Raw genomic sequence first — 24,478 nt, 5'->3', positions numbered from 1 at the left:
GCCCTCAAATTATTGTTTATGAACTTACATGATTACGAATCGCGTTTAACAATTCATCTTTGCTAAAAGGTTTCGTCAAGTATTCATCTGAACCTACCACACGCCCTTTTGCCTGATCAAATAAACCATCTTTACTAGAGAGCATGATAACGGGAATGTTCTGATAATTTTGAGAGTTTTTTATCAAAGCACAAGTTTGATAACCATCTAAACGAGGCATCATGATATCGACAAAAACAATATCCGGATTTGCTTCTGCAATTTTGGACAAAGCTTCAAATCCATCCACAGCAGTAATGACTTCACAGCCTTCGCGCTGTAATAAGGTTTCTGCTGTACGGCGAATGGTTTTTGAGTCATCAATCACCATTACTTTCAGATTTTGGAATGCATCTTCCATTTAATCTTCCATCCCCATAAAAATAAAATATAAATGCAATTTAACTTAAATTTGTTTTTACACATTTATACGCATTTTTAACATATCTCACCTTCTATTTTCAATGAGGCATTTTTGTCTACTTTCTCATTTATAAACAATAACTTTTAACCTCATCACACTTTAATTAAAATTATCATTTTTTTTATAATGACTATATTTTTATTCAGCTAAATAATAATTAATATAATGAAGATTAAATATTTAAAAATAAGCGACTTAGCTATCTTTTTTGGGGATTTTCAATGAATGACAGGATGAAATATGCCTTTTACAGGAACTGTTTGTCTGTATCTATAGGCATTATTTCCTTCGGATCACTCTTTTTCTTACCCTCTAGTGTTGCTATTGCCGATACGCCTAAAGCGGTTTGGTATCGTTATTATGATCAACATGGTATTGCCAATATTAGTACATCGGTCACACCTGCTCATATTCGTTATGGTTATGAAGCTCTAGATCGTAATATGCAAGTGATAAAAAGAAACCATTCTTATAATGCTGAAGCTGATTTAAATCAATCAAGTCAACGGGCATTATTGGCGCGACATAAAGAACAAGATATCAAATTAAAAAAAGCTTATAGCAATAGTAAGACAGCTTCGATTAAAAGAGATCAGGCATTAGTGTCTATAAAAAAGCAAATTAATTATCAACAGGAACAACTTAATCAATTACAACAAGACAAAATTTTATTTAAGCGTCAGGAAATGGAGTATTTCAGAAAAGGAGAACCGATTCCTGAGCGTCATAAGGCGTTGATTGAAAACAATCTAAATAATATTAATCGGGTTAAACAAACACTTGAAACACTTTCCAAGACCTATAACCGAACAAACAATGAGTATGAAAATATTATCGATCGTTTAAAAAAGCTTGAATAACTGCAAAGGTTTATCAAGAATAGGGGCAAAATAAAATTTGAATTATAGGATGATGCTGTATGCACACAATGCATCTCACCCCTTCTACTTTTTTTAAACTGAGTATTATTAGTTTATGTTTAATTTTAGCTGCATGTAATCAGCAAGAAACAACCCAAATCTCAGCCTCAGCTCCTGTAAAAATTGAGCTTATTCCTCAAGACCTTATTGCAGTTAAAGAAGGAGCTCTTGACTCTCAAACTGCATTTACAGGAACTATTCGAGCGGTTCAGCAAAGTTCCATTCAGGCACAAGTAAGCGCAACAGCGACGAATGTCACTGCAAATGTGGGTCAACAGGTACAAAAGGGTCAAGTTCTGGTCAGATTGAATAATCAGGACAATGTTGCACGATTAGCGCAAGCACGCGCCAACCTTGCATCGGCTCAGTCACAAGCTGAACTTGCTCGTAATTTGATGAACCGAAAACAAAGATTATTTAATCAAGGTTTTATTGCTCGTGTCGAGTTTGAACAAAGTCAGGTTGACTATAAAGGCCAGCTTGAAAGTGTAAAAGCACAACAAGCCAATGTTGATATTGCTAAAAAAGCGGATCACGACGGAATTATTACTAGTCCAATTTCAGGTGTGATTACTAAACGCCAAGTTGAACCAGGCCAAACTGTTTCAGTTGGACAAACACTATTTGAAATCGTAAATCCAGATCAACTTGAAATACAAGCCAAGTTGCCAATTGAACAGCAATCTGCGCTTAAGATCGGTAGTAACATTCAATATCAAATTCAGGGCAATTCAAAACAATTAAATGCTACGCTTACTCGCATTTCACCTGTTGCCGATCAAGATAGTCGACAAATTGAGTTCTTTGCTGCTCCTAAAGAAAAAATTGACTCGTTAAGTATTGGAGCTTTCATTAATGGAAACATTTTGCGCAATGACACTCATCAAGGCCAAACTATTCCTTTAGACAGTATTCAAAATATACAACATGATCCTTTTGTATGGGTAATACGCAATCACACCATTCAAAAAGTTAAAATTCGGGTGGTTGAACAGCGTTATAACGACAATATTGCTTTAGTCGAAGGTTTACAAAGCACAGATCTGGTCAGCCGTATTCAATTTGAAGATTCCGACATTAATAAAAAAGTGACGGTTACAACCGACAAAAATAAATAAGGTAGCAAATAGCGTATGTGGTTTACTCGAATCAGTGTGAAATACCCCGTTTTTACCATTATGATGATGCTCAGCTTAATGGTACTCGGGTTGGCCTCTTGGAAACGTATGACTGTCGAAGAGTTTCCAAATATAGATTTCCCATTCGTAGTAGTCACCACACAATATGCGGGTGCGTCACCTGAGGCTGTGGAGTCAGATATAACAAAAAAACTTGAAGATCAAATCAATACAATTTCAGGAATTAAACAGATTACTTCACGCTCAAGTGAAGGCCTTTCAATGGTGATTGCCGAGTTTAATCTTGATACTTCTTCGGCGATTGCAGCACAAGATGTTCGTGACAAAATTGCACCCGTCACAGCGCAGTTCCGTGATGAAATTGATACACCGATTGTGCAACGCTATGACCCCTCTTCTAGCCCAATCATGTCAGTCGTATTTGAATCAAACAGCATGAGTTTGGCGCAATTAAGTTCGTATGTAGATAAAAAAATCGTACCTCAGCTTAAAACGGTTTCGGGTGTCGGTAATGTGAATTTATTGGGCGACGCTAAACGGCAAATACGAATAAAGGTTATTCCTGCACAATTGCAAAGCTACGGCATTGGTATTGATCAGGTCATTAACACGCTAAAAAATGAAAATATTGAAGTGCCTGCAGGGACCTTACAGCAAAAAAATTCTGAACTGGTTGTACAGATTCAATCAAAAGTTATTCATCCCCTTGCATTTGGTGATTTGGTCATTGCCAATAAAAATGGTTCACCCATTTTTTTAAAGCAAGTGGCAACTGTTGAGGACACACAAGCCGAACTAAAATCGAGTGCCTTTTATAATGGAAGAACTGCGGTCTCAGTCGATATCTTAAAAAGTTCCGATGCCAATGTAATTAAAGTCGTCGATCAGACTTATCAAACGTTAGAAAAATTAAAAGATCAAATGCCTGCGGGTTTAGATTACAAAGTCGTAGCTGATAGCTCTAAAGGTATTCGCGCTTCAATCAAAGATGTTGTTCGAACCATTATTGAAGGTGCTGCTTTAGCAGTTCTTATTGTTTTACTCTTTCTAGGCTCTTTCCGCTCTACAGTTATTACCGGTTTAACCTTACCTATTACTTTGCTCGGAACCTTAACTTTTATTTGGGCTTTCGGGTTTAGCATTAACATGATGACGCTGTTAGCACTATCGCTCAGTATTGGTTTACTTATTGATGATGCAATTGTAGTTCGGGAAAATATTGTCAGACATACTGAACTTGGCAAAGACCACGTAACTGCAGCTCTTGAAGGGACAAAAGAAATTGGTTTAGCCGTACTCGCAACTACACTTACCATTGTGGCAGTATTTCTACCTGTTGCCTTTATGGGTGGTCTGATTGGACGTTTCTTTTATCAGTTCGGTGTAACAGTCAGTACAGCTGTTCTAATTTCAATGTTTATTAGTTTTACGCTCGATCCAATGCTTTCTGCTCATTGGAAAGATCCTGTAAAGAAAAAAGATAATTGGCTACAACGGTTTTTTAACCATATTTCTAAAATACTAGATCGGCTTACCCATGTTTATGAAAAGCTATTAAAACTTGCTCTACGCTTCCGTTTAATCACGGTTATTGTTGCAATCGCTTCATTATTTGCTGCATTAGGACTATCGAAACTGATTGGGACCGAATTTGTACCTACACCAGATAAGGGTGAAGTGCGCATTCAGTTCGAGACTCCTGTAGATTCTTCTTTAGAATATACCCAAGCAAAATTACATCAGGTCGATCAAATTATTAGACAATTCCCTGATGTCGTTTCTACTTATGGTGTAGTGAACAGTGAAGTAGACTCTGGTAAAAACCATGCCGGTTTAGGAGTGACCTTAAAGCCAAAACAAGAACGTAGCTCAGATCTAAATACACTCAATAATGAGTTCCGTGATCGTTTGCAAACTGTAGCGGGTATTCGAGTGACTTCTGTTGCCGCAGCACAAGACTCTGTATCTGGCGGTCAGAAACCAATCATGATTTCGATTAAAGGATCTGACCTAAATGAACTACAAAAAATTTCAGATCGCTTTATTGCAGAAATGGAAAAAATTAAAGGCGTAGTTGATTTAGAAAGTTCATTGAAAGAACCTAAACCTACTTTGGGTGTTCATATTAATCGCGTGCTGGCAAGTGATTTGGGCTTATCTGTTTCCCAAATTGCGAATGCCATTCGACCATTAATTGCGGGCGATAATATCACCACTTGGGAAGACCGTGATGGTGAAACTTATGATGTGAATTTACGTTTAAATGAAAATAAACGTATGCTTCCGCAAGATGTGCAAAATTTATATATCAACTCTAATAAAACCAATGCAGCTGGACAAAATATATTAGTTCCATTGAGTGCCGTCGCAACGACCGAAGAAAAGCTTGGGGCTTCGCAAATTAACCGACGTGATCTTGAACGTGAGGTTCTTATTGAGGCAAATACCTCAGGTCGCCCTAGTGGCGATATTGGTCAAGACATCGACAAAATGCAAAAAGCATTTAAGTTACCTGCAGGTTATACATTCGATACTCAAGGGGCAAACGCCGATATGGCTGAATCTGCGGGATACGCATTAACAGCCATTACCCTATCGATTGTATTCATTTATATCGTGCTAGGTTCTCAGTTTAATAGCTTTATTCATCCCGCAGCAATTATGGCCTCTTTACCTTTGTCATTGATTGGTGTTTTTCTTGCCCTATTCTTGTTCCAAAGCACGCTAAATCTGTTTTCGATTATTGGTATTATCATGCTGATGGGGCTTGTCACTAAAAATGCGATTTTGCTGATCGATTTTATTAAGAAAGCGATGGATCAGGGTGTGAGCCGTTATGACGCTATTTTACAAGCTGGTAAGACCCGTTTACGTCCAATTTTGATGACAACAAGCGCTATGGTGATGGGGATGGTTCCATTAGCTTTAGGTCTCGGCGAAGGTGGTGAACAAAGCGCACCAATGGCTCATGCAGTTATTGGTGGTGTGATTACCTCTACCCTGTTGACTCTTGTGGTTGTACCCGTCATTTTCACTTATCTGGATGACTTGAAAAACTTTATGCTGCGTCAAACACGACGATTCATGTCATAATGCAGCGATTATCGTATAATCTGCGTTTTTATAACGCTTAACTTTTAGGACTTTTTCCATGCGCGCAAGCCGCTTTTTATTTGCAACGTTGAGAGAAACCCCAAATGATGCTGAAGTGATTTCACACCAGCTCATGTTACGTGCGGGGATGATTCGTAAATTGGCATCTGGTTTATATACATGGCTGCCGATGGGAACACGTGTGCTTAAAAAAGTAGATGCGATTGTTCGTGAAGAAATGAACCGTTCAGGCGCGATGGAAGTATTCATGCCCGTGACTCAACCCGCAAGTCTTTGGGAAGAATCAGGTCGATATGAACAATATGGCCCTGAGTTATTACGTTTTAAAGATCGTCATACGAACCCATTCGTACTTGGGCCAACGCATGAAGAAGTTATTACAGATATGGCGCGTAACGAATTAAAAAGTTATAAGCAGCTCCCTGTAAACTTCTATCAAATTCAAACCAAATTCCGTGATGAAATTCGACCACGTTTTGGTGTAATGCGTTCACGTGAGTTCATCATGAAAGATGCTTATTCTTTCCATGCAACTCAAGAGTCATTACAAGAAACTTATGATGTGATGTACGACACTTATAGTCGTATTTTCACTCGTTTAGGTTTAAATTTCCGCCCAGTACAAGCAGATACAGGTTCTATTGGTGGTTCAGCTTCACACGAATTCCACGTATTGGCTGCAAGTGGTGAAGATGACATCGCGTTTTCAACTGAATCTGATTATGCGGCAAACGTTGAAATGGCTGAGGCTGTTTTAGTGGGTGAACGTGCAGCACCGACACAAGAATTTAAATTGGTTGAAACACCAAACCAAAAAACGATTGATGATGTTTGCCAATTCTTAAAGGCTGATCCAAAGCAATCTGTTAAAGCTTTATTGGTTCAAGGCGTTGCTGATGAAAAAGGTAATGTTCCTGTCGTTGCTCTATTTGTACGTGGCGACCACGAACTTAATGAGATTAAAGCTGAGAAGCATCCTTTAGTTGCTGCGCCTCTTACTTTTGCAACTGAAGAACAACTTCAAGCATTTGGTTTAACTGCTGGCTTTACAGGTCCACAAGGTTTAGTCGAAAAAGGCTTAACTGTAATTGTTGATCGTGCTGCATCTGTTCTTTCTGACTTCGTTGCTGGTGCAAATGAAGCGGATAAACATGCGGTTGGCGTAAACTGGGAACGTGATGCACAAATTAGCGAAGTTTTTGACCTACGTAATGTGGTTGAAGGCGATCCATCTCCAGATGGCAAAGGCACACTACAAATTAAACGCGGTATTGAAGTAGGTCATATTTTCCAGCTTGGTACTAAATACTCTGAAGCTTTGGGCTGTAAAGTTCTAGGTGAAGATGGCAAACCATTTACAGTAACCATGGGATGCTACGGTATTGGTGTAACACGTGTTGTTGCAGCTGCAATTGAACAAAACTACGATGACAAAGGTATTATCTGGCCTCAAGCCATTGCACCTTTTGAAATTGCAATTGTTCCAATGAATGCGCACAAATCACCACGTACTCTTGAAGCAGCAGAGTCTCTTTATGCAGAACTTCAAGCTCAAGGTTTTGATGTGTTACTTGATGATCGTAACGAACGTCCAGGTGTTAAATTCTCTGACCTTGAATTGATGGGTATTCCACACCGTATTGTAATTGGTGAAAAAGGTTTGGATGCTGGTACTTTTGAATACAAAGGCCGCCGCGATGCTGAAGCGAGTAATTTAACTAAAGAAGAGCTTTTAGCTAAATTAGTGCGTTAATAAATACATAAATAAAAAAGCAGCTTTTAGAAGCTGCTTTTTTATTTCAATTTTTATGCTTGAACAGTTAAATCCTTGATAGTCGTAGATGAACCATTATTTTTAACCGACTCAATTCCTTTATCACGTGAAGCTTCGCTCGCATAGAACTGGCTCGTGCCAATAATCTGATGATTTGCAGCTTTTAAATTGAAATAAGGTTTCCCATTCTTTGCAGTTAAACGCTCATATCGGGCATCATCACCACTGTTTTTCTGAATTGACTCAATACCATTTACAGCAGAAGCTTTTGCCTTATATAGCTCACTATTTAAAATAGGTTCACCATTTCCTGCCTTTAAGATAAAGCGATATTGTCCATCACTCGCTTGTGAAATTTCGTACCATCCTGCCATAAAAACCTCATTTTTTTGTTGGTGTGGGTATGACTTTCGTTATTATTCTGGACGAAAGTTATTTGTTATTAATGACAATATAAAGGCGTAAATATCCCTTGAACAGCCCATTTTTTATACTTTTTCGTAATAAAATTATAATGATGTTAGGAAATTAAAAAGCAGAGATATAGACATATATCTCTGCTGAAATGTAATAATAATTAACAGTTTAAGCTTTTTTTACAAATTCAGATTTTAGTTTCATCTGACCAATACCATCAATTTTGCAATCAATATTGTGGCCATCACTTGCATCTGGAACTAAACGAATCGTTTTTACCTTTGTCCCTACTTTAACGACTGAAGATGAACCTTTAATTTTTAAGTCTTTAATTACAGTGACGCTATCACCATCTGCCAAGACATTTCCATTTGTATCTTTAATAATTTCTTGTTCTTCAGTTGCTGATGCTTCTCCTTCTTTCCACTCATGTGAACATTCAGGACAAATCAATAAGTCGCCATCTTGGTAAGTATATTCTGATTGGCATTTTGGGCAGTTTGGCAAAGACATGAAAAAAATCTCAAAAAGTATATTATGCGAGATATGACTCATTTTTTAAAGTTTTAAATAAGAGACTTTTACCAAAAAAAAATTTATATATTCATTTTAAGTTTTACTTAATAAATATTCTTTCAAAATAATTGCATGGTTATTTTCAACATCTTTTGCTGAATATAAAAGCGTAACTGTATGTTTTGCTGCGATGTGTTGTAGCTCTTCAACTGCGGAATTGGTCTCAAGCTCTTTTAAATAGCGCTGTTTAAACTCATGCCAATGATCTGGTGTTGCAGCATGAAACCATTTTCTAAGTTCGGTCGATGGTGCTATTTCTTTTAGCCACAAATCCAAGTGGGCATTCTCCTTACTAATTCCCCTACTCCATAAACGGTCAACCAAAATTCGTTTTCCATCACTAGGCTCAGCATTTTCATAAATTCTTTTAATATGTATATCCATCGTTTTTCTCTGCATATTGTTTATATTTTGGAGTTATAAAATTATTCTATATTTTATTCATTTAGAATAAAGCTCAAAAAGAAAAAGTGAGCAGAAATAAATCTACTCACTTTTCTATGTGACTCTAAAAATAACTTTTTATTGATCGGGAATTTCAGCTTCAATCAATAAAGTAAGCAAAGATAGGGACTCTTGCCAACCTAAGTAGCAGGCTTCCACAGGAATAACTTCAGGTATTCCTTCTTGCGTAATATGCATTTCTGTACCTACCAATACGCTTTTTAATGTAATAGTAACCTGCATAGTCCCGGGTAAATTTGGGTCATCGAATTGATCGTTGTAGCGAATTAGTTCATTTGGAACTAATTCCACATATGTTCCGCCAAAAGCATGGGTTGAACCTGTTGAAAAATTGGTAAAACTCATTTTGTATGAGCCACCAACATTTGCATCAAAACTATGAACTTTCGCAGTAAAACCGTGGGGCGGTAACCACTTGACTAAAGCATCTGGATCTAAAAATGCACGATAGACTCGCTCGGCTGGTGCCTTAAATACGCGATGAAATTTCACTGTACCTGTTGCCATCATATTCTCCTTATTTTAATTTCCTTAAAATTATTGAAATTATGGCTATTAGCTTAAACCTTCCGATTTATCCGAACGTATATTTTTGGTGTTTTTTTGAACAAAAAAGCCAACTTAAGGACAAACTCAAATTACGAAAACTATGGCTGATTTTTTAGTAAAAATGGAGCAAAATAGTCAGCAATCATAAAGAAACATATTGAATTTGAGATTAATCATGAGTCTGCTCGCTTTCTCCTCATATGCTTTAAACGGTGTAGATGCACAAAAGTTTTTACAAGGCCAAGTTACTGTAGATACTGAACGTTTAGCTGAAAATGAAACTCGCTATACAGCTATTTGTGATCTTAAAGGTCGTATTCACTTTGGCTTATGGCTAAAGAAGATTAATCCTGAAAGTTTTGAAATTGTAGTTACTCAAGATCAAGCTGAAGAGTTTGCCAAGCATATTAAAAAGTATGGCGCCTTTTCAAAAATGACCTTAAGTGAACAAGGCGCTGTGTTCCCAAAAGTTGTGAATCATCAAACTGAATTCACTACTGCTGAAACTGATATTTCAGAATGGCAAAAACAAGCCATTATGACTGGTCAAGCTTGGATTACACAGGCTACTGAACATGAATTTCAGCCCCAAGAATTGCGTTTACATCAACGTGAAGGCGTCAATTACGACAAAGGCTGTTACCTAGGTCAGGAAATTGTGGCGCGTCTTTGGTTTAAAGCAAAACCAAAACACTGGTTACATCTTGTGCAAGGTACAGGTGAAGCACCTGCTTCAGCAACTCAATTAAATAACGATGTTGAAGTCGTCAATAGTATTGCAAATAATGAAGGCTATCTTGCTTTAGTTGTAGCTAAACCTGCTGCTCTTCAAGAGTTAGGGCTTCAAGTTCTTGAGTTACCAGAAGCTTTAAGTGGCGACGTAGCAAGACCACAATAATCACTTTTATTAGTTCAAACTGCCCACTGCTAAGTTAGTGGGCTTTTTTATAGATACAAAATACTAATGATTTCATTAGATTAGAACATCAATTTTTTAAGCTTTATATGCCATCATTAGCCGTGTTGAAATTAAAGAGAAAAAAGATGAAAACTAAACTTGCTACACTCATGTTGAGTCTAGCTATTTTCGGTTCTGCTCATGCTGATGTTAAAACACTTGAACAAAATCTTAAGACGAATTATCCGGATTTGCCTATAAAAGGTGTTTATCAATCACCTGTACAAGGCATTTATGAAGTCTATACAAGCGGCCGCATTGTTTATACTAATCAAGAGGCGAAGTACTTTTTTGTTGGTAATTTAGTCGACATTAAACAACAAAAAAATATGACAGAAGAACGTATTGCCGAATTGGGTAAGATTGACGTTAAAAGTTTGCCATTAAACCAGGCGATTAAATATGTAAAAGGTAAAGGCGAACGTACGCTCTATGTCTTTAGTGACCCAGATTGCCCATATTGCCAGCGCCTAGAACAAAATATGGTTGGGGTTGATAACGTAACCGTATATGTGTTCCTTTATCCTCTTACTAGTTTGCATCCAAATGCTGAAAAAGTTTCAAATCAAATCTGGTGTTCAAAAAATCCGGCAGAAGCTTGGACAAACTATATGCTTAATCGCAAATTGCCGACTAATAGCAAAAGTTGCTCAAGCCCAATTCAGAAAAATATTGCTTTAGGTCAAAAATTAAATATCGATGGAACACCTACCTTGTTCTTACAAGATGGCCAAAGACTCTCTGGCGTACCAACTGATGCCAAGCAAATTGAAGCATTACTTCAGTCAGCAAAATAATAATATTACCCACTCCATTATATGAATGTGAGTGGGTATTTTTTCTCCACAATTTGCCCAAAGTGCAGTGCTTTATATACAAATAGGCTGTTTACTTTCAGCAATCAATATTTATGATGAGAAATTGAAACTCTTTCATGCATCGATGGAATGATGTAGCTACGAAGTAAAAGGTTAAAAAGAAATGAAGAAATTACTAATCGCAAGCCTAATCACCCTTTCAAGTGCATCAATTTTTGCGGCTGATAACACAGCGACTGCTGCTAAAACCGATGTTTTTAAACAAGCTGAACAACTCTACGCAGCAAAAAACTACTCCGCTGCATTTCAAGAAATGCAACGCCTCGCCCAAACAGGTAATGCCCAAGCTATCTATAACTTAGGCTATATGACTCAAATGGGCCAAGGTACAGCAAAAGACTCTTCTAAAGCTCTTAAATATTATGAGGATGCTTCAAATAAGGGTTATGCTCAAGCGAGTTACACACTTGCACAAATTTATGAGACTGGTGAATTAGGGGTTGCCAAAGACAGCAACAAATTCAGTCAATATGTTCAAAAGGCATCGGCTCAAGGTTCTGATGATGCAACTGTGAAAATTGCGACAATTTTATTTGCTCAGAAAAAACCGCAGTCACATCAAATTGCCCTTCAAAAATTGGCGCCTTTAATTCGAAAAGGTAACTACCCTGCTATTCAGGTCAAAGCACTCTATGACATTAGCCAAGGTGTTGAAAATAAAAATCCTTTAATGAAACGCCAAGGTATCGAAGCTTTACAGTCAATTGCGCAAAAAGGCTATGCGCCTGCGTCGATGGCTTTAGCAACCATGATGGCGAATGGCAATATCATTCCGCAAAATCTACCGCAGGCTAAAAAGATCTTTATTGAACTCGCCAATCAAAATGTGCCTAACGCTAAAGAGTCTTTAGCCTCGGTTGATAAGATTATTGCAGAAAAGAGCAAACAGGCTGCAAATGCTCCCGCACAGCCAGCACCGAAAAAATAATAAATGATGAGCCCCCTTATGGGGCTTTTCTTTTACCACCACAGAGCAATAAGCCAGCTCACCCCAATAAAACCGACAATTGTACTAATCATAAGCGGTGTTAACGCTTTTTCATTTAAGCCATAGGCTTGTCCAAAAATTCCGAAAGCAATCGGCATTGGTAAAGCAGCGATTAATGTTCCTGCGTAAAGCATTTCACGGCTTACATTTGGAGTTATTAAAAAAAGTGTAAAAATAACAGATGGCATTAGCACAACTTTAAATGTCGCTAACAAAACACTTTCTATGTTTACCGTTGTTATTCCAATACCTACTAAACTTCCGCCAATTGCAAACAAGGCCAAAGGCGAAGCAGTACGCCCAAGTAACTCTAAAGATTGGTCAAGCGTTGCAGGAAGATTAACATCTAAAAGAATGCATCCCATCCCAACCAAAATAGCGATAATGACAGGGTTCTTGAGTAAGTTTAAAAAAGTCTGTTTTAACAGCGGTAAAAGATTTTGCTGTTGATGTAAACCAGCTTCGGCCAAAATGAGCATCAGCGCCACAATCAATAAATTCTCAATGATGAGTGTTAAAGAAATATAGATCGCAGCGTGATTACCTATCAACATGGTTAGAATAGCTGTTCCCATAAATCCAGTATTGGACATAGATGCCCCCATCGATATGACGGCGCTATGGGTTAAGCTATTTTTAAAATATTTTCTATAGAGAATAAAAGCAAAGAAAAATAAAATTAAAGACCCGCCACCATAAGCAAGAAAATAAGCTGGGTGCCAAATGTCTTGTAAGTTTTTATTTGCCAATGAGTGAATTAAAAAAGCCGGTAAGGAAATTTTAATTACAAATGCGCTAAGAGCCCTGATCTGTTCAGGTGTTACCAATTTGATGAGAACACAAACATAGCCCATCAATAGCAATATCAAGATAGGTAAAATAACCTGAAAAACCACTGACCGTCCTCACTTAGCGAAAGAAGAATGGGCAAAGATGACTTTGCCCAATACAATTAAAAAGAGTTAAAAAGCTGTTTTAATCCATGAGGTTGGCAACGTAAATACTGAGGTGCAATTTTAACTTCTGCACCTAAAGCTGCTGCTGCATGCCAAGGCCATCTTGGGTCATATAGCATTGCACGAGCAAGACCAATAGCATCAGCTTGCTGGTTTTCCAAAATTTGTTCAGCATGTTCTGGCTCAGTAATTAACCCCACAGCAATAACGGGAATAGACACATGCTTTTTGACTTGCTCAGCAAATGGAACTTGGTAACCGGCCCCAATCGTAATAGATTGATGCTCATGCAAACCACCACTAGACACATGCACGTAGGCTGCGCCCAATTGCTCTAAAGCTTTTGATAAACCCACTGTAGATTCAACATCCCAATGCTCGATACTCTCCAACCAATCGGTCGCAGACAGCCTAACACCAACAGGATAACCTTCTGGTACAGCGAGTTTAATTGCCTGAAGAACTTCAAGGGTCATACGCATACGGTTTTCTAAAGAACCGCCATATTCATCAGTACGCTGATTGGCAATTGGCGATAAGAATTGATGTAGTAAATAACCATGCGCGGCATGAACTTCAATCAACTCAAATCCAGCTTCAACCGCACGTTTTGCAGCCGCTGCAAAGTCTTGTTGAACTTGTTTAATCTCAGCAATAGTCAAAGCATGGGGCGCTGCATCATGGACCGAAAAGGTACTTTCACTTGGTGCAACCGTTTGCCAACCATGAGGCTGATCTTTTGCAATCTGACCTTTACCTAACCACGGCTTTTCAGTAGATGCTTTACGCCCTGCATGTGCTAACTGAATTCCAAATGGCATCGGTGAAAGTGTATGAACCTTAGCTAACAACGTTTTAATTTTGTCACGTTGTTGATCATTCCAAAGCCCAAGGTCAGCATAGCTAATCCGACCTTCAGGTTGTACAGCAGTCGCCTCAACAATACAAAGTCCTGCGCCAGACAATGCATAATTCGCCCATTGCTGTTCATGCCAATAGGTAATTTCACCGGCATCTGTTGCCGAATATTGGCACATCGGAGCAATTACAATTCTATTGACCAGTTGTAGTGAACCAAAGTTAACCGTTTCAAATAATTTTGCCATTTTTAATTCCTAGAATTGCTTAATTACACGTAAACCTGCACTCCAGTTACGTCCATCCGCTGGTTCAAAGTAGCGTCCATTACCATCATTTACGATCACTGAACCTGCATAGTTTTTATCAAATAGGTTATCTACACGGGCAAAACTATTCACTTTCCAGTCGCCCATTACCCATGCATAACCCACATTAGCTGAGGTTACACTGTAGCTTGGCGCTGCGTCACTGTTGGTATCATTCACGTATACTTTATCCATATACTGTATATCTACACCACCATAGAGCCCGTGCGATGGTTGCCAAGCCAAAGAGGCATAAGCTTGGTTTTTAGCAATTCCTGGAATGGCATTTCCTGATGTAATTGCTGAAGCGAGAACTTTGCCGTCTTGACCAAGCTTTTCAGGAACACTTGCATCAAAAGTTGCATCTAAATATGTATAGCTTGCAGTCGCAGTTAAATCTCGCCACAACTTTTTATTCCATGCAAACTCTACACCTTCACGTAAGGTTTTATCTGCATTACGGAATGTTGAACGCCCATCTAAGCTTCCAGCTGAAACAATATCATTCTTAGTTTTTGTTTGGAAAACTGCTAACGTAAAATCACCTAAATGGTTTTGTGACTTTAAGCCTGTTTCATAGGTATCGCTTGTGGATGGTTTTAAATCAAAGTTAAAACCTGACTTTGAAGTATCAGTCTGATAAGCCATTTCAGTAAAAGTTGGTGTTTCAAAGCCTTTGGCATAACTCACATAGGCCAGGAGTTTAGGTAAAATTTGCCAACTTAAAGCAGCAGAAGGTAAAACTTTATCGTAATCTATTTTGCCACTATCATCACCGTTAACAGTGCCATACTCATCAGGCCTTGAAGTAAAATGATCTTTTGACTTGTAATGGACATTGCTATAACGCACACCCGTATCTAAACGCCATGTTGGTAAAAACTGCCATGAAGCTTGTAAATACGGGTCAATATTCCATAAAGTATTATCTTCATCACGGCGTAAATTACCTTTGACACCATAAATACCATCCGCATTAAAATTTTCAAAACCTTTACGATCTTCATCCATTGCATCGAGTGCAACCCCGATACTTACAGTGGTATTTGGTAGTAGTTCTTTTCCTGTCCAACGGAAATCAGCACCATAATAATTACGTTCAAAATCAATGACTCCGCCAGCATGCTTAGGGCTCTTTTGACCTGTATAAACTGGCTTGCCATTTTCCACTACTACCTGTCCTTGTGGGATAGATTGATATTGAGTAACTTGGCGATTGCCTAAATATGCCATGGCATAGAGTTCATTTTTATCGTTAATCGGCTTAAACCAAGTTATACCTGTTTGAGTTTGTTCAATATCTTTGCGCGCGTTAAACCCCATTTTTTTTACATAAGGAGCAATCTGTTTTGGGTTTGCTTGCCAATCCTTACGCTCCAACCCCATTGGATCGTCTGCATGAATTTTTACATAGTTGGTTACCCAGTTGATTTTACTACCATCATCAAGATTCCAACTGAGCTTTGCATTATTTAGCACTTTTTCTGCACCGCTATGTTCTCGGTAACCATCAGTATCGAAGTATGATGAACTAATAACATAACTTGGTTCATTCGCGCCCTTTGCTCCACCTTGTAGCACAAGTCCTGCTCGGCTTTTATCGTGGCTGCCTCCCGAATAGCTCAGCTCAATTGAATCTTTGCCTTGCCCTTCTTTAGTAGAAGTTAAAATCGTCCCACCCGATGAGTTTCCATAAAGTGAAGAAAAAGGTCCTGTTAGAACTTCAACATGGTCCAAACTACTTAAATCGATATTAGACGTTTGGCCTTGTCCATCTGGCATTGTTGCAGGAATCCCGTCTACATAAAGGCGAATACCACGGACACCAAAAGTAGAACGTGCACCAAAACCACGCATAGAGAGCTGTAAATCTTGGGCATAATTTTCACGATTACGAATCTGTAAACTCGGTACACCTTTCACAACTTCGGTTAAATTTACTTGTGAAGAAGTATCAACTTTAGGTGCATCTATCCGAAAAACCGAAGCCGGCGTCTGCAAATAGGTTGTATCGGTACGGGTTGCTTCCACATGTAATGTTGGCAATACAGTTACGTCTTGTGTTAAATCTTCTGCCCAAACAAGTGGGCTAGAAATACAGCCCATACTCATCAAAATACAGTAATGAAGTCGGTCTAAGCGTAATAAGGACATGCTTATTTCCTTTATTTATATTGTAGTTATGATAACAAAAAGCAGTGTCTTGTCTGGATATTGAATTCGATCTGCATTGTTGTAAATCTGGAACACTCTTCATCAATATCTAAAAATTTATTTCCAGATTAAAATTATCGACTCAAAGATGGATGATCTTTCCAGCAATATCGTTCAGGCCAATGTTTTGCTTCTTCGGCATAATCAATTCCAATACGTGGCGTTAGCACTACTTCTGGTTGCGTTGATGCCGCTTCAACCCATAGTCCAGATTCCTCTCCTAAGGTTTGTCCTTTTAAAGTCCGATCAATACCCAAATAGCGTGTCAATTTGCCAGGTCCAGCTAAAAGCTTATAGTCTTTTTTGGTTGAAGCACCATTTAAAAATGCAGAACGAATCATTACCCCTTCAGGCACACCTTCTGTCTGAGTAATGAGGTTGAGCATTTCATACATGCCATAAATTAAGTAAACATAAATCGTACCGCCAGAGCGATACATTACATCTGTTCGTGCGGTACGTTTGTCAGTGTAGCTATGGCAGGCTTTATCGCGAACGCCCAAATAAGCTTCTGTTTCACTAATTGTACAGCGGATCACTTGGCCATCAGGTTGTCGCTTACACAATACGCAGCCGATTAAATCATAAGCTACTTCTGAGGTTTCACGTTGAAACCAGCTTAATGGTAAAATATCTGACATAGTAATCTCTGAAATATTACATACCACACGTTATACTTGATTAATCCAGTATATCTGTTAATTCTGCGAGTTGGCATGCCTGAGTTACCCGAAGTCGAAACCACTAAAACTAGTTTATTTCCATTATTGAATCAAAAAGTTCTAAGTGTTGAAGTACGCAATCCTAGCTTACGCTGGCCTATACCAGATGATGTTCAGAAACTTGTTGGACAACGTCTCATTGGGTTAAATCGACGTTCAAAATATATTTTGGCAGAGTTTGAACAAGATCAAATGCTTTGGCATTTGGGCATGTCAGGAAGCTTTCGTCTAACCGAGCCAAATGACGAACTGAGAAAGCATGACCATCTAATTATTCAATTTGAAGATCAGCAATTACGTTACCATGACCCACGTCGTTTTGGCTGTATTCTTTGGCTTAACCCACAAACTCAAGGCAAACTTATAGATACTTTAGGGCCTGAACCTTTAAGTGACGACTTTCATGCAGAATATCTAGCTTCCAAACTCAAAAATAAATCTGTCGGCATAAAAATTGCACTCATGGATAATCATGTAGTCGTCGGTGTAGGCAATATTTATGCAACTGAAAGTTTGTTTAATGTTGGTATTCACCCAGCACAGCCCGTTGGTGACTTAAGCATGCAACAAATTGAGAAACTTGTTGTCGAGATTAAGCGCATTTTAAAGTCGGCAATTGATTTAGGTGGCTCGACATTACGAGACTACAGCAATGCCATGGGAGAAAATGGTTATTTTCAGCAAACCTTGCTCGCGTATGGTCGTGCTGGAGAAATGTGCGTTAACTGTGAAACCACATTAGAAAACTTAAAACTTGGTCAGCGTGCCAGCGTATTTTGCCCACAGTGCCAACCGCTTAAAAAGCTGAGAAAGCCTTAATTTTTTGGAGGAAGACAACATGCAAACAGCAATTGTCCGACATATTTTAGTCAAAGATAAAGACTTAGCTGAGCAGCTAAAAAAGAAGTTACAAAGTGGCGCTGACTTTGCCAAACTTGCCAAGCAATACTCTACCTGTAATTCGGCAAAACGTGGTGGTGAACTTGGTGAAGTCAAAAAAGGGCAATTGGTGCCCGTCATCGACAAAGTTGTTTTTACAGCTGCTGAACGTGTGTTACAAGGTCCGATCAAAAGTCAGTTTGGCTATCATCTTTTAGAAGTTAAATTCAGAATGGGTAGCTTAAGATAAGCCCCCTCACAAGTTAATTTAAATTCATAAACAATAGCCCAGTTACTCAATAAAAGAGGCCATTACCGACCTCTTTTATTTTTTAAATTTACCACCAATATTCTAGTTGCATGCCAAAATTTGACCCATGTCCTGTGTTATAAAAATCACTATCAGGATATAAACGATCTCTCAAATTTTGTTCATCCTTGTTCCAAAAAGCATAGGTGTAATACAACCGAAGTTCAGGTCTGTCGTAAAATCCTGTTCCTTTTAGTGACCAAGTTGGTGCAATAGTCAATTTTGTTAGACTTCGATTTTGATCATTGTTATCTATCTGGTCATAGCCAATTTCGGTCGATATTTTAAAATGGTCTTGTACAACATAAGCCATTCGGGAGCCTATCGAAAACCATTCGCTATCATTCTGATTCTTAAATTTATCTTTTTGATATATAAATTGAGCCTGTCCATTGAAAACTTTATTTTCAGATTCCCAATCTAAAACTTCAATGAATCTTAAAGAAGAATTATCTCGGTCCAACTCAGGGTTGCCAGTATAACTTAGTCCTATACCTGTTCCTTCGCCATATTGCAAAGCAACTGTATTCTTACCATTTAAGACATCGGAAGTTATATTCTGCAATGTTAAGGCCCAACCTGTATGATCTGCATCAATAATAGATAAGCCTGTATTGAGTTTATTTGTACCATTTAGCTGAATGTCTTTTATGGTAAAGTCATGTCTATTAATATATTTTTTCTGAAATACATTATCTTTTCTAGAGAAAACATAGCTTAATGACAGATCATTAATTTTATAATTATCGATCCCGAACCCTGTTCCGCTTTGGTTCCAATAGAATAAATCAGACATATGAATATCATTTCGATTATAAAATCTTCTGCCTAACCAAAGATTTGCTCCATTTAAATAAGAAATATTTTTCCAATCTAGATAGATCTGGTTTAAGCGCGTATAGCCATCGTCACCACTAAAACTTAAACTTTGACCATACTGGTTATAAAATTGAAGCATTCCATTAATACTAATCTCAGAATTATCATTCAATTTTAGAAGATTCTGTTTGGCAAATAGCTCCGCATATTGTTCACATTCATTTCCAAGACGGTATTTTGAAGGTGCGCCAGTGAGCTGAAAACATTCTTGTAATTCCCCGCTATCTGTAACTCCTATACCTGTACGTACATATCCTCCAATTTCAGTAGCGAAAGTAATTTGCGATATGGCATAAAACGTAGTTCCAATAATCCAAGGAGACTTCTTCATTTAAAATTCCTTTTTAAGTGTGAGTTTTCCACACTCACTTATATTCCAAGCAAGGTTGGATAAAAGGACTAATGGTTATTAGAAAGAAAACGAAGACTATTTGATTGATTTGAAAAGGCTCAAACAAGAGCCTCTATATATTATTTTAAAAATTAGATCTAAAAGAAAAAAATTGAGTTCGTGAAGTCAGCTTTCGTATTTAAATATTTTTAGCATGAGCATTCATTTGATATGTCCAAGCTTTAACAGTTTCCCCTGATTCAAGCATTACATCTACTATAACTCGTTCATATTGAAAGCCTTCAAAGTCATCAAGCATCTGCCAGTTTTCAGCAAGTTTTTCTGTGCTAAACAAATAGCCCTCTACCCAATCTGCTTCCGAATCTAACTCAAGCGCTTTTAACCCTTTGTCTGGCCCCCAATCTAAAATATGAATCACACCTCTTACACTGGCTTTGGTCCAACTACCGCCAATTTGTTCGAGAATATGAGCATTTGCTTTATTCGGACATAAAGTGCCATACACAAAAAGCTGATTCATTAATTTATATACCTTTTACAATATGCTGAGTTGAAATTCTCTCTACTGGCAATGTTACCAATAGTTTTAGTACAACATAAAATACTAAGTAATAAAAAACGGTACTCAAGGCACCGTTTTTTATTTCAAATCTTATTAAGCTTGCTTTTTTAACTCATCACGAATTTCACGCAACAATTGAATGTCTTCTGGAGTTGCAGCTGGAGCCTCTGGCTCTTCTTTATTACGGCGAAGTTTATTTAATAATTTCACCATTAAGAACACAACCCACGCCAGAATAATAAAGTTAATTAAAATGGTGAGGAAATTACCATAAGTTAAAACATTAATACCTGCTTTTTGCAAAGCATCTAAAGATTGTAAGTTATTAGGGTTTGCACCTAATACAATGAATTTTTGTGAAAAATCAACACCACCGCCAGTAATTACAGTGATAAGTGGCATGATAATATCTTTTACTAAAGAGTCCACGATTTTGCCAAAAGCACCACCAATAATCACACCAATGGCTAAATCCATCATATTGCCTTTAACGGCAAATTCTTTAAATTCTTGAATAATACTCATCTAAACATCTCCAGATGTCGGGGGCAGAAACACGTCATATTTTTCTTTTTCATTGGCATCTTATCGAATTAGATAGTTCTCGCCATGATATTGATAATTTAATATTTTTATCAAAAAAAGAAAGCTATTTCACACTTTAACAACATATTCGTTTACAAGAAAAATATGATTTTAAGCTTACTTTAATTTCAAATATAACGATTAAAAAAACCGCTAAATTAATTTAGCGGTTTTTTCTTTTTCAATTAAGAAAAATTATTTATCACGGTTACGTTTACGTTCATTTTCAGTCAAATAACGCTTACGGATACGGATTGATTTAGGTGTTACTTCAACTAATTCGTCGTCTTCAATGAATTCAAGCGCTTGTTCAAGCGTATATTCAATTGCAGGTACTAAAGTTAAAGCATCATCTGTACCAGATGCACGAACGTTAGTTAATTGTTTCGCTTTAGTCGGGTTTACAACCATATCGTCTGAACGAGAGTTAATACCCACGATCATACCTTCGTAAACTTCTAACTGTGGTTTAGCGAATAAACGACCACGGTCTTGTAAACTGAACAATGCATAGCCCAAGCAAGTACCTTGAACCATAGAGATCAATACACCGTTTTGACGTTTCGCAACAGTACCTTGTTTAACAGGACCATAATGCGAGAAGCTTGAAGTCATGATCCCTGTACCAGAAGTCATGGTCAAGAATTCAGAACGGAAACCGATCAAACCACGTGAAGGTACAGTTGCTTCAATACGGATACGGCCTTTACCGTCAACTTCCATATTGGTCATCTCGCCTTTACGGTGACCCATTTGTTCCATTACAGCACCTTGATGCTGTTCTTCAACGTCAAAAGTTACGTTTTCGTAAGGCTCTTGTCTTTCACCATCAATTTCTTTGATGATTACTTGTGGACGAGATACGCCCATTTCGAAGCCTTCACGACGCATGTTTTCAATTAAAACTGAAAGATGAAGTTCACCACGGCCAGATACTTTGAAACGGTCTGGACTGTCAGTATCTTCAACACGTAAAGCTACGTTATGAATTAATTCGCGATCAAGACGTTCACGGATATTACGTGAAGTTACGAACTTACCTTCTTTACCAGCAAACGGAGAGTTGTTTACTTGGAAAGTCATAGATACTGTAGGTTCATCTACAGATAAAGCTGGTAATGCTTCAACATTTTTCGGATCACAAATCGTGTCAGAAATGTTAAGTGCGTCGATACCAGTAATACATACGATATCACCAGCAGATGCTGATTCAACATCAATACGCTCTAAACCATGGTAACCCATGATTTTTAAGATACGACCGTTACGTGTATTGCCTTCTTTGTCAATTACAGTAACAGGAGTATTTAATTTTACGGAACCACGTTGAATACGACCAACACCGATAACACCTACGAAGCTGTTATAGTCAAGTGATGAAATCTGCATTTGGAATGGACCATCAACATCAACTGCTGGTGGTTCAACGATGTCTACAATCGTTTCGAACAACGGAGTCATGTCTTCTGCAAGTTCTTCTGGAGCAGGACCCGCTACACCACGTAAACCTGATGCATAAACGATTGGGAAATCTAATTGCTCATCAGTTGCGCCAAGGTTATCAAATAAATCAAATACTTGATCAATAACCCAATCTGGACGCGCACTTGGTTTGTCAACTTTGTTGATAATAACAATTGGTTTTAAACCACGAGCAAAGGCTTTTTGTGTCACAAAGCGAGTTTGTGGCATTGGGCCTTCTTGAGAGTCAACTAAAAGTAATACGCAGTCAACCATCGACATAACACGTTCTACTTCACCACCGAAGTCGGCGTGTCCCGGGGTATCCACGATGTTGATACGGTAAGTTGTATCAGTACGTTTATCTAACCAAGTAATAGAAGTGTTCTTTGCAAGAATGGTAATACCACGTTCACTTTCAAGCGCATTTGAGTCCATGACACGCTCAATCTCGCCTGCTCGTTCACCGAGAGCACCAGATTGCTGAAGTAGTTTATCGACAAGTGTGGTTTTCCCGTGGTCGACGTGCGCAATAATTGCGATATTACGGAGATTTTTGATATCTGACATGAAAATTCGAAACGCCTGAAATTTGAGGGCAAATTATACAGAAAAACACTACTCTTGAGTAGTGACAGTTTATTGACATTGACAAAAAAAATTTCCAATAGCTTGTATTTCGTTTTGTAAAGATAGGTATCTCGATTAGAATAGCGCCAATTTGCGAAATTGCGGCGGACCTACACCCATGTCCAATCAACACTCTCAAGACCATCTTGACCTTGTTTATGGCTTAGATGATCGACCAAAACCCCTGATCGCTTTTTTAGCAGCTTTCCAGCATTTGCTTGCGATTATTGTACCAATTGTTACACCTGGGCTTCTAATTTGTTTAGCTTTAGGTGTATCACGCACTGAAACCAACATGATTTTATCGATGTCTTTGGTGATTTCAGGTATTGCTACGTTCCTACAATGTAAAAAAGTTGGCCCATTTGGTGCTGGCCTTCTGATTGTACAAGGCACAAGCTTTAACTTTATTGGTCCAATTATTGGTATTGGTAGTGCAATGGTTGCCGCAGGGATTCCTGTAAACCAGGTTATGGCTGCAATTTTTGGTGTAGTAATTGCTGGCTCCTTTATTGAAATGGGTGTTTCGCAAATTCTTCCATGGGTAAAAAGACTAATTACTCCTTTGGTGACTGGAATTGTTGTTTTATTAATTGGCTTAACGCTTATTAAGGAAGGCTTGATTAGTATGGGTGGTGGCTACCAAGCCATGCAAGACCATACTTTTGCAAGTGCAGACAACCTTATTATGTCATGCACCGTACTTGCTATTATTATTGTGCTAAACCGTATCCAAGTGGTGTGGATTAAAAGCTCAGCAATTTTAATTGCTTTAGTGATTGGTTACATTCTTGCAGGATTTATGGGTTACCTAGATTTCTCAGGCATTAAAGATGCGCCTCTTGTGCAGATTCCAACACCGATGCACTTTGGTTTAAGCTTTTCTTGGGGCTTATTCATTCCAATGGCTTTTATTTATTTAGTCACATCTTTAGAAGCGATTGGTGACGTTACTGCGACCAGTAAACTTTCAAACCAACCCGTTAATGGCCCTGAATGGATGAAGCGTATTAAAGGTGGCGTTTTAGTGAATGGCGCGAACTCTTTACTCGCAGGCTTATTTAACACTTTCCCTAGTTCTGTTTTTGCTCAAAATAATGGTGTAATTCAACTCACTGGTGTCGCTAGTCGTTATGTGGGTATCTGGATTGCTGCTTTACTTATTTTATTAGGTTTATTTCCAGCAGTAGCCGGTGTAATACAAGCAGTTCCTCAAGCGGTTTTAGGTGGTGCAGTGATGGTCATGTTCGGTGCCGTGGCAGCATCAGGTATTAACATCCTCTCATCGATTCATTTAGATCGCCGAGCACTTTTAATTATCGCAATTTCACTTGCATTAGGTTTAGGTGTTGCTCAAGTTCCTCAAATTTTGGAACACCTACCAGAATTATTTAAAAATATTTTTAGCTCTGGCGTAGCGACAGGTGGTATAGCAGCATTAATTTTAAATGTTGTACTCCCTGAAACACACAAATAACTATTTTTTAATTTTGATTACTGCCCAGTTTCCACTGGGCATTC

The 24,478-nt window shown here is 38.1% G+C and carries 24 protein-coding genes; 11 read left to right on the top strand and 13 right to left on the bottom strand.

Annotation, left to right across the window (positions count from 1 at the left end; genetic code table 11):
- Window positions 1–16: 16 nt before the first annotated feature.
- Entirely contained in the window at window positions 17–400 is a 384-nt protein-coding gene (pilG, locus tag RMA94_RS01890) for a twitching motility response regulator PilG (protein ID WP_000389061.1), read from the bottom strand.
- A 284-nt stretch (window positions 401–684) separates the two neighbouring features.
- Here pilG and RMA94_RS01885 point away from each other — a divergent pair, with 284 nt between their 5' ends.
- The 4 genes from RMA94_RS01885 to RMA94_RS01870 all read left to right on the top strand — a co-directional run bounded on the left by RMA94_RS01885 (window position 685) and on the right by RMA94_RS01870 (window position 7,389).
- Entirely contained in the window at window positions 685–1,323 is a 639-nt protein-coding gene (locus RMA94_RS01885) for a hypothetical protein (RefSeq protein WP_017400247.1), read from the top strand.
- A 68-nt stretch (window positions 1,324–1,391) separates the two neighbouring features.
- Window positions 1,392–2,501, top strand: a complete 1,110-nt coding sequence (locus RMA94_RS01880; protein ID WP_233734755.1) for an efflux RND transporter periplasmic adaptor subunit — start codon at window positions 1,392–1,394, stop codon at window positions 2,499–2,501.
- Between the two features lie 15 nt (window positions 2,502–2,516).
- On the top strand, window positions 2,517–5,615 hold the full coding sequence (locus RMA94_RS01875; protein WP_311081620.1) for an efflux RND transporter permease subunit: 3,099 nt from the start codon (window positions 2,517–2,519) through the stop codon (window positions 5,613–5,615).
- Between the two features lie 58 nt (window positions 5,616–5,673).
- Entirely contained in the window at window positions 5,674–7,389 is a 1,716-nt protein-coding gene (locus RMA94_RS01870) for a proline--tRNA ligase (protein ID WP_311081619.1), read from the top strand.
- A 53-nt stretch (window positions 7,390–7,442) separates the two neighbouring features.
- Here the strand turns inward: RMA94_RS01870 and RMA94_RS01865 are convergent, their stop codons facing one another.
- From RMA94_RS01865 to RMA94_RS01850, 4 genes are all read right to left on the bottom strand, one after another.
- On the bottom strand, window positions 7,443–7,784 hold the full coding sequence (locus RMA94_RS01865) for a YegP family protein (RefSeq protein WP_016143125.1): 342 nt from the start codon (window positions 7,782–7,784) through the stop codon (window positions 7,443–7,445).
- 211 nt (window positions 7,785–7,995) lie between these two features.
- A complete protein-coding gene (locus RMA94_RS01860; RefSeq protein WP_311081617.1) occupies window positions 7,996–8,340 on the bottom strand; it encodes a zinc ribbon domain-containing protein YjdM in 345 nt (114 codons plus the stop codon).
- 96 nt (window positions 8,341–8,436) lie between these two features.
- Complete coding sequence (locus RMA94_RS01855) at window positions 8,437–8,787, bottom strand: DUF488 domain-containing protein (RefSeq protein ID WP_199984833.1); 351 nt, start codon at window positions 8,785–8,787, stop codon at window positions 8,437–8,439.
- A 138-nt stretch (window positions 8,788–8,925) separates the two neighbouring features.
- Entirely contained in the window at window positions 8,926–9,378 is a 453-nt protein-coding gene (locus tag RMA94_RS01850) for an SRPBCC family protein (protein ID WP_238516751.1), read from the bottom strand.
- A gap of 38 nt (window positions 9,379–9,416) precedes the next feature.
- On the opposite strand from RMA94_RS01850, the gene RMA94_RS01845 reads away from it, so the two are divergent.
- The 4 genes from RMA94_RS01845 (at window position 9,417) to RMA94_RS01830 (ending at window position 12,181) form a co-directional block, all read left to right on the top strand.
- Window positions 9,417–9,533, top strand: coding sequence for a hypothetical protein (locus RMA94_RS01845; RefSeq protein WP_311081613.1), 117 nt, complete (start codon window positions 9,417–9,419; stop codon window positions 9,531–9,533).
- A gap of 59 nt (window positions 9,534–9,592) precedes the next feature.
- Entirely contained in the window at window positions 9,593–10,315 is a 723-nt protein-coding gene (locus tag RMA94_RS01840; RefSeq protein ID WP_262452251.1) for a folate-binding protein YgfZ, read from the top strand.
- 146 nt (window positions 10,316–10,461) lie between these two features.
- Window positions 10,462–11,172, top strand: coding sequence for a DsbC family protein (locus RMA94_RS01835; RefSeq protein WP_262452252.1), 711 nt, complete (start codon window positions 10,462–10,464; stop codon window positions 11,170–11,172).
- A gap of 184 nt (window positions 11,173–11,356) precedes the next feature.
- A complete protein-coding gene (locus tag RMA94_RS01830; protein ID WP_262452253.1) occupies window positions 11,357–12,181 on the top strand; it encodes a tetratricopeptide repeat protein in 825 nt (274 codons plus the stop codon).
- A 32-nt stretch (window positions 12,182–12,213) separates the two neighbouring features.
- On the opposite strand, the gene RMA94_RS01825 is transcribed toward RMA94_RS01830, so the two are convergent.
- The 4 genes from RMA94_RS01825 to RMA94_RS01810 form a co-directional block, all read right to left on the bottom strand.
- Window positions 12,214–13,137 (bottom strand): AEC family transporter, encoded by a 924-nt coding sequence (locus tag RMA94_RS01825; protein WP_039762970.1) that lies wholly within the window; start codon window positions 13,135–13,137, stop codon window positions 12,214–12,216.
- A 56-nt stretch (window positions 13,138–13,193) separates the two neighbouring features.
- Entirely contained in the window at window positions 13,194–14,303 is a 1,110-nt protein-coding gene (locus RMA94_RS01820) for an NADH:flavin oxidoreductase/NADH oxidase (protein WP_311081608.1), read from the bottom strand.
- A 9-nt stretch (window positions 14,304–14,312) separates the two neighbouring features.
- Entirely contained in the window at window positions 14,313–16,517 is a 2,205-nt protein-coding gene (locus tag RMA94_RS01815; RefSeq protein ID WP_311081606.1) for a TonB-dependent receptor, read from the bottom strand.
- A 134-nt stretch (window positions 16,518–16,651) separates the two neighbouring features.
- Entirely contained in the window at window positions 16,652–17,218 is a 567-nt protein-coding gene (locus RMA94_RS01810; RefSeq protein ID WP_311081604.1) for a DNA-3-methyladenine glycosylase, read from the bottom strand.
- A gap of 75 nt (window positions 17,219–17,293) precedes the next feature.
- On the opposite strand from RMA94_RS01810, the gene mutM reads away from it, so the two are divergent.
- Together mutM and RMA94_RS01800 are read left to right on the top strand one after the other, a co-directional pair.
- Complete coding sequence (gene mutM, locus RMA94_RS01805) at window positions 17,294–18,118, top strand: bifunctional DNA-formamidopyrimidine glycosylase/DNA-(apurinic or apyrimidinic site) lyase (protein ID WP_311081602.1); 825 nt, start codon at window positions 17,294–17,296, stop codon at window positions 18,116–18,118.
- 19 nt (window positions 18,119–18,137) lie between these two features.
- Window positions 18,138–18,428 carry a peptidylprolyl isomerase gene (locus tag RMA94_RS01800; protein ID WP_002051379.1) on the top strand — a complete coding sequence of 97 codons (291 nt, stop codon included), beginning with the start codon at window positions 18,138–18,140 and terminating at the stop codon, window positions 18,426–18,428.
- 88 nt (window positions 18,429–18,516) lie between these two features.
- On the opposite strand, the gene RMA94_RS01795 is transcribed toward RMA94_RS01800, so the two are convergent.
- From RMA94_RS01795 to typA, 4 genes are all read right to left on the bottom strand, one after another.
- Window positions 18,517–19,698 carry a carbohydrate porin gene (locus RMA94_RS01795; protein ID WP_130173368.1) on the bottom strand — a complete coding sequence of 394 codons (1,182 nt, stop codon included), beginning with the start codon at window positions 19,696–19,698 and terminating at the stop codon, window positions 18,517–18,519.
- Between the two features lie 199 nt (window positions 19,699–19,897).
- A complete protein-coding gene (locus tag RMA94_RS01790) occupies window positions 19,898–20,239 on the bottom strand; it encodes a gamma-glutamylcyclotransferase family protein (protein ID WP_130173369.1) in 342 nt (113 codons plus the stop codon).
- Window positions 20,240–20,374: 135 nt separating this feature from the next.
- Window positions 20,375–20,806: a large conductance mechanosensitive channel protein MscL gene (gene mscL, locus RMA94_RS01785; RefSeq protein ID WP_002116334.1), complete on the bottom strand. Its 432-nt coding sequence runs from the start codon at window positions 20,804–20,806 to the stop codon at window positions 20,375–20,377.
- 255 nt (window positions 20,807–21,061) lie between these two features.
- Window positions 21,062–22,897: a translational GTPase TypA gene (typA, locus tag RMA94_RS01780; RefSeq protein ID WP_002116501.1), complete on the bottom strand. Its 1,836-nt coding sequence runs from the start codon at window positions 22,895–22,897 to the stop codon at window positions 21,062–21,064.
- Between the two features lie 178 nt (window positions 22,898–23,075).
- Here typA and RMA94_RS01775 point away from each other — a divergent pair, with 178 nt between their 5' ends.
- On the top strand, window positions 23,076–24,434 hold the full coding sequence (locus RMA94_RS01775) for a uracil-xanthine permease family protein (RefSeq protein WP_130173370.1): 1,359 nt from the start codon (window positions 23,076–23,078) through the stop codon (window positions 24,432–24,434).
- Window positions 24,435–24,478: the final 44 nt, after the last annotated feature.

The organism is Acinetobacter sp. V115_6 (genome assembly GCF_031799025.1).
GTDB lineage: Bacteria > Pseudomonadota > Gammaproteobacteria > Pseudomonadales > Moraxellaceae > Acinetobacter > Acinetobacter pittii.
This window is presented reverse-complemented; position numbering and strand designations above follow the sequence as displayed.

Bases quoted from the DNA above. Each gene is read 5' to 3' on its own strand.
- pilG (WP_000389061.1), bottom strand. From the start codon at position 400: ATGGAAGATGCATTCCAAAATCTGAAAGTAATGGTGATTGATGACTCA.
- RMA94_RS01885 (WP_017400247.1), top strand. From the start codon at position 685: ATGAATGACAGGATGAAATATGCCTTTTACAGGAACTGTTTGTCTGTA.
- RMA94_RS01880 (WP_233734755.1), top strand. From the start codon at position 1,392: ATGCATCTCACCCCTTCTACTTTTTTTAAACTGAGTATTATTAGTTTA.
- RMA94_RS01875 (WP_311081620.1), top strand. From the start codon at position 2,517: ATGTGGTTTACTCGAATCAGTGTGAAATACCCCGTTTTTACCATTATG.
- RMA94_RS01870 (WP_311081619.1), top strand. From the start codon at position 5,674: ATGCGCGCAAGCCGCTTTTTATTTGCAACGTTGAGAGAAACCCCAAAT.
- RMA94_RS01865 (WP_016143125.1), bottom strand. From the start codon at position 7,784: ATGGCAGGATGGTACGAAATTTCACAAGCGAGTGATGGACAATATCGC.
- RMA94_RS01860 (WP_311081617.1), bottom strand. From the start codon at position 8,340: ATGTCTTTGCCAAACTGCCCAAAATGCCAATCAGAATATACTTACCAA.
- RMA94_RS01855 (WP_199984833.1), bottom strand. From the start codon at position 8,787: ATGGATATACATATTAAAAGAATTTATGAAAATGCTGAGCCTAGTGAT.
- RMA94_RS01850 (WP_238516751.1), bottom strand. From the start codon at position 9,378: ATGATGGCAACAGGTACAGTGAAATTTCATCGCGTATTTAAGGCACCA.
- RMA94_RS01845 (WP_311081613.1), top strand. From the start codon at position 9,417: ATGGCTATTAGCTTAAACCTTCCGATTTATCCGAACGTATATTTTTGG.
- RMA94_RS01840 (WP_262452251.1), top strand. From the start codon at position 9,593: ATGAGTCTGCTCGCTTTCTCCTCATATGCTTTAAACGGTGTAGATGCA.
- RMA94_RS01835 (WP_262452252.1), top strand. From the start codon at position 10,462: ATGAAAACTAAACTTGCTACACTCATGTTGAGTCTAGCTATTTTCGGT.
- RMA94_RS01830 (WP_262452253.1), top strand. From the start codon at position 11,357: ATGAAGAAATTACTAATCGCAAGCCTAATCACCCTTTCAAGTGCATCA.
- RMA94_RS01820 (WP_311081608.1), bottom strand. From the start codon at position 14,303: ATGGCAAAATTATTTGAAACGGTTAACTTTGGTTCACTACAACTGGTC.
- RMA94_RS01815 (WP_311081606.1), bottom strand. From the start codon at position 16,517: ATGTCCTTATTACGCTTAGACCGACTTCATTACTGTATTTTGATGAGT.
- RMA94_RS01810 (WP_311081604.1), bottom strand. From the start codon at position 17,218: ATGTCAGATATTTTACCATTAAGCTGGTTTCAACGTGAAACCTCAGAA.
- mutM (WP_311081602.1), top strand. From the start codon at position 17,294: ATGCCTGAGTTACCCGAAGTCGAAACCACTAAAACTAGTTTATTTCCA.
- RMA94_RS01800 (WP_002051379.1), top strand. From the start codon at position 18,138: ATGCAAACAGCAATTGTCCGACATATTTTAGTCAAAGATAAAGACTTA.
- RMA94_RS01795 (WP_130173368.1), bottom strand. From the start codon at position 19,698: ATGAAGAAGTCTCCTTGGATTATTGGAACTACGTTTTATGCCATATCG.
- RMA94_RS01790 (WP_130173369.1), bottom strand. From the start codon at position 20,239: ATGAATCAGCTTTTTGTGTATGGCACTTTATGTCCGAATAAAGCAAAT.
- mscL (WP_002116334.1), bottom strand. From the start codon at position 20,806: ATGAGTATTATTCAAGAATTTAAAGAATTTGCCGTTAAAGGCAATATG.
- typA (WP_002116501.1), bottom strand. From the start codon at position 22,897: ATGTCAGATATCAAAAATCTCCGTAATATCGCAATTATTGCGCACGTC.
- RMA94_RS01775 (WP_130173370.1), top strand. From the start codon at position 23,076: ATGTCCAATCAACACTCTCAAGACCATCTTGACCTTGTTTATGGCTTA.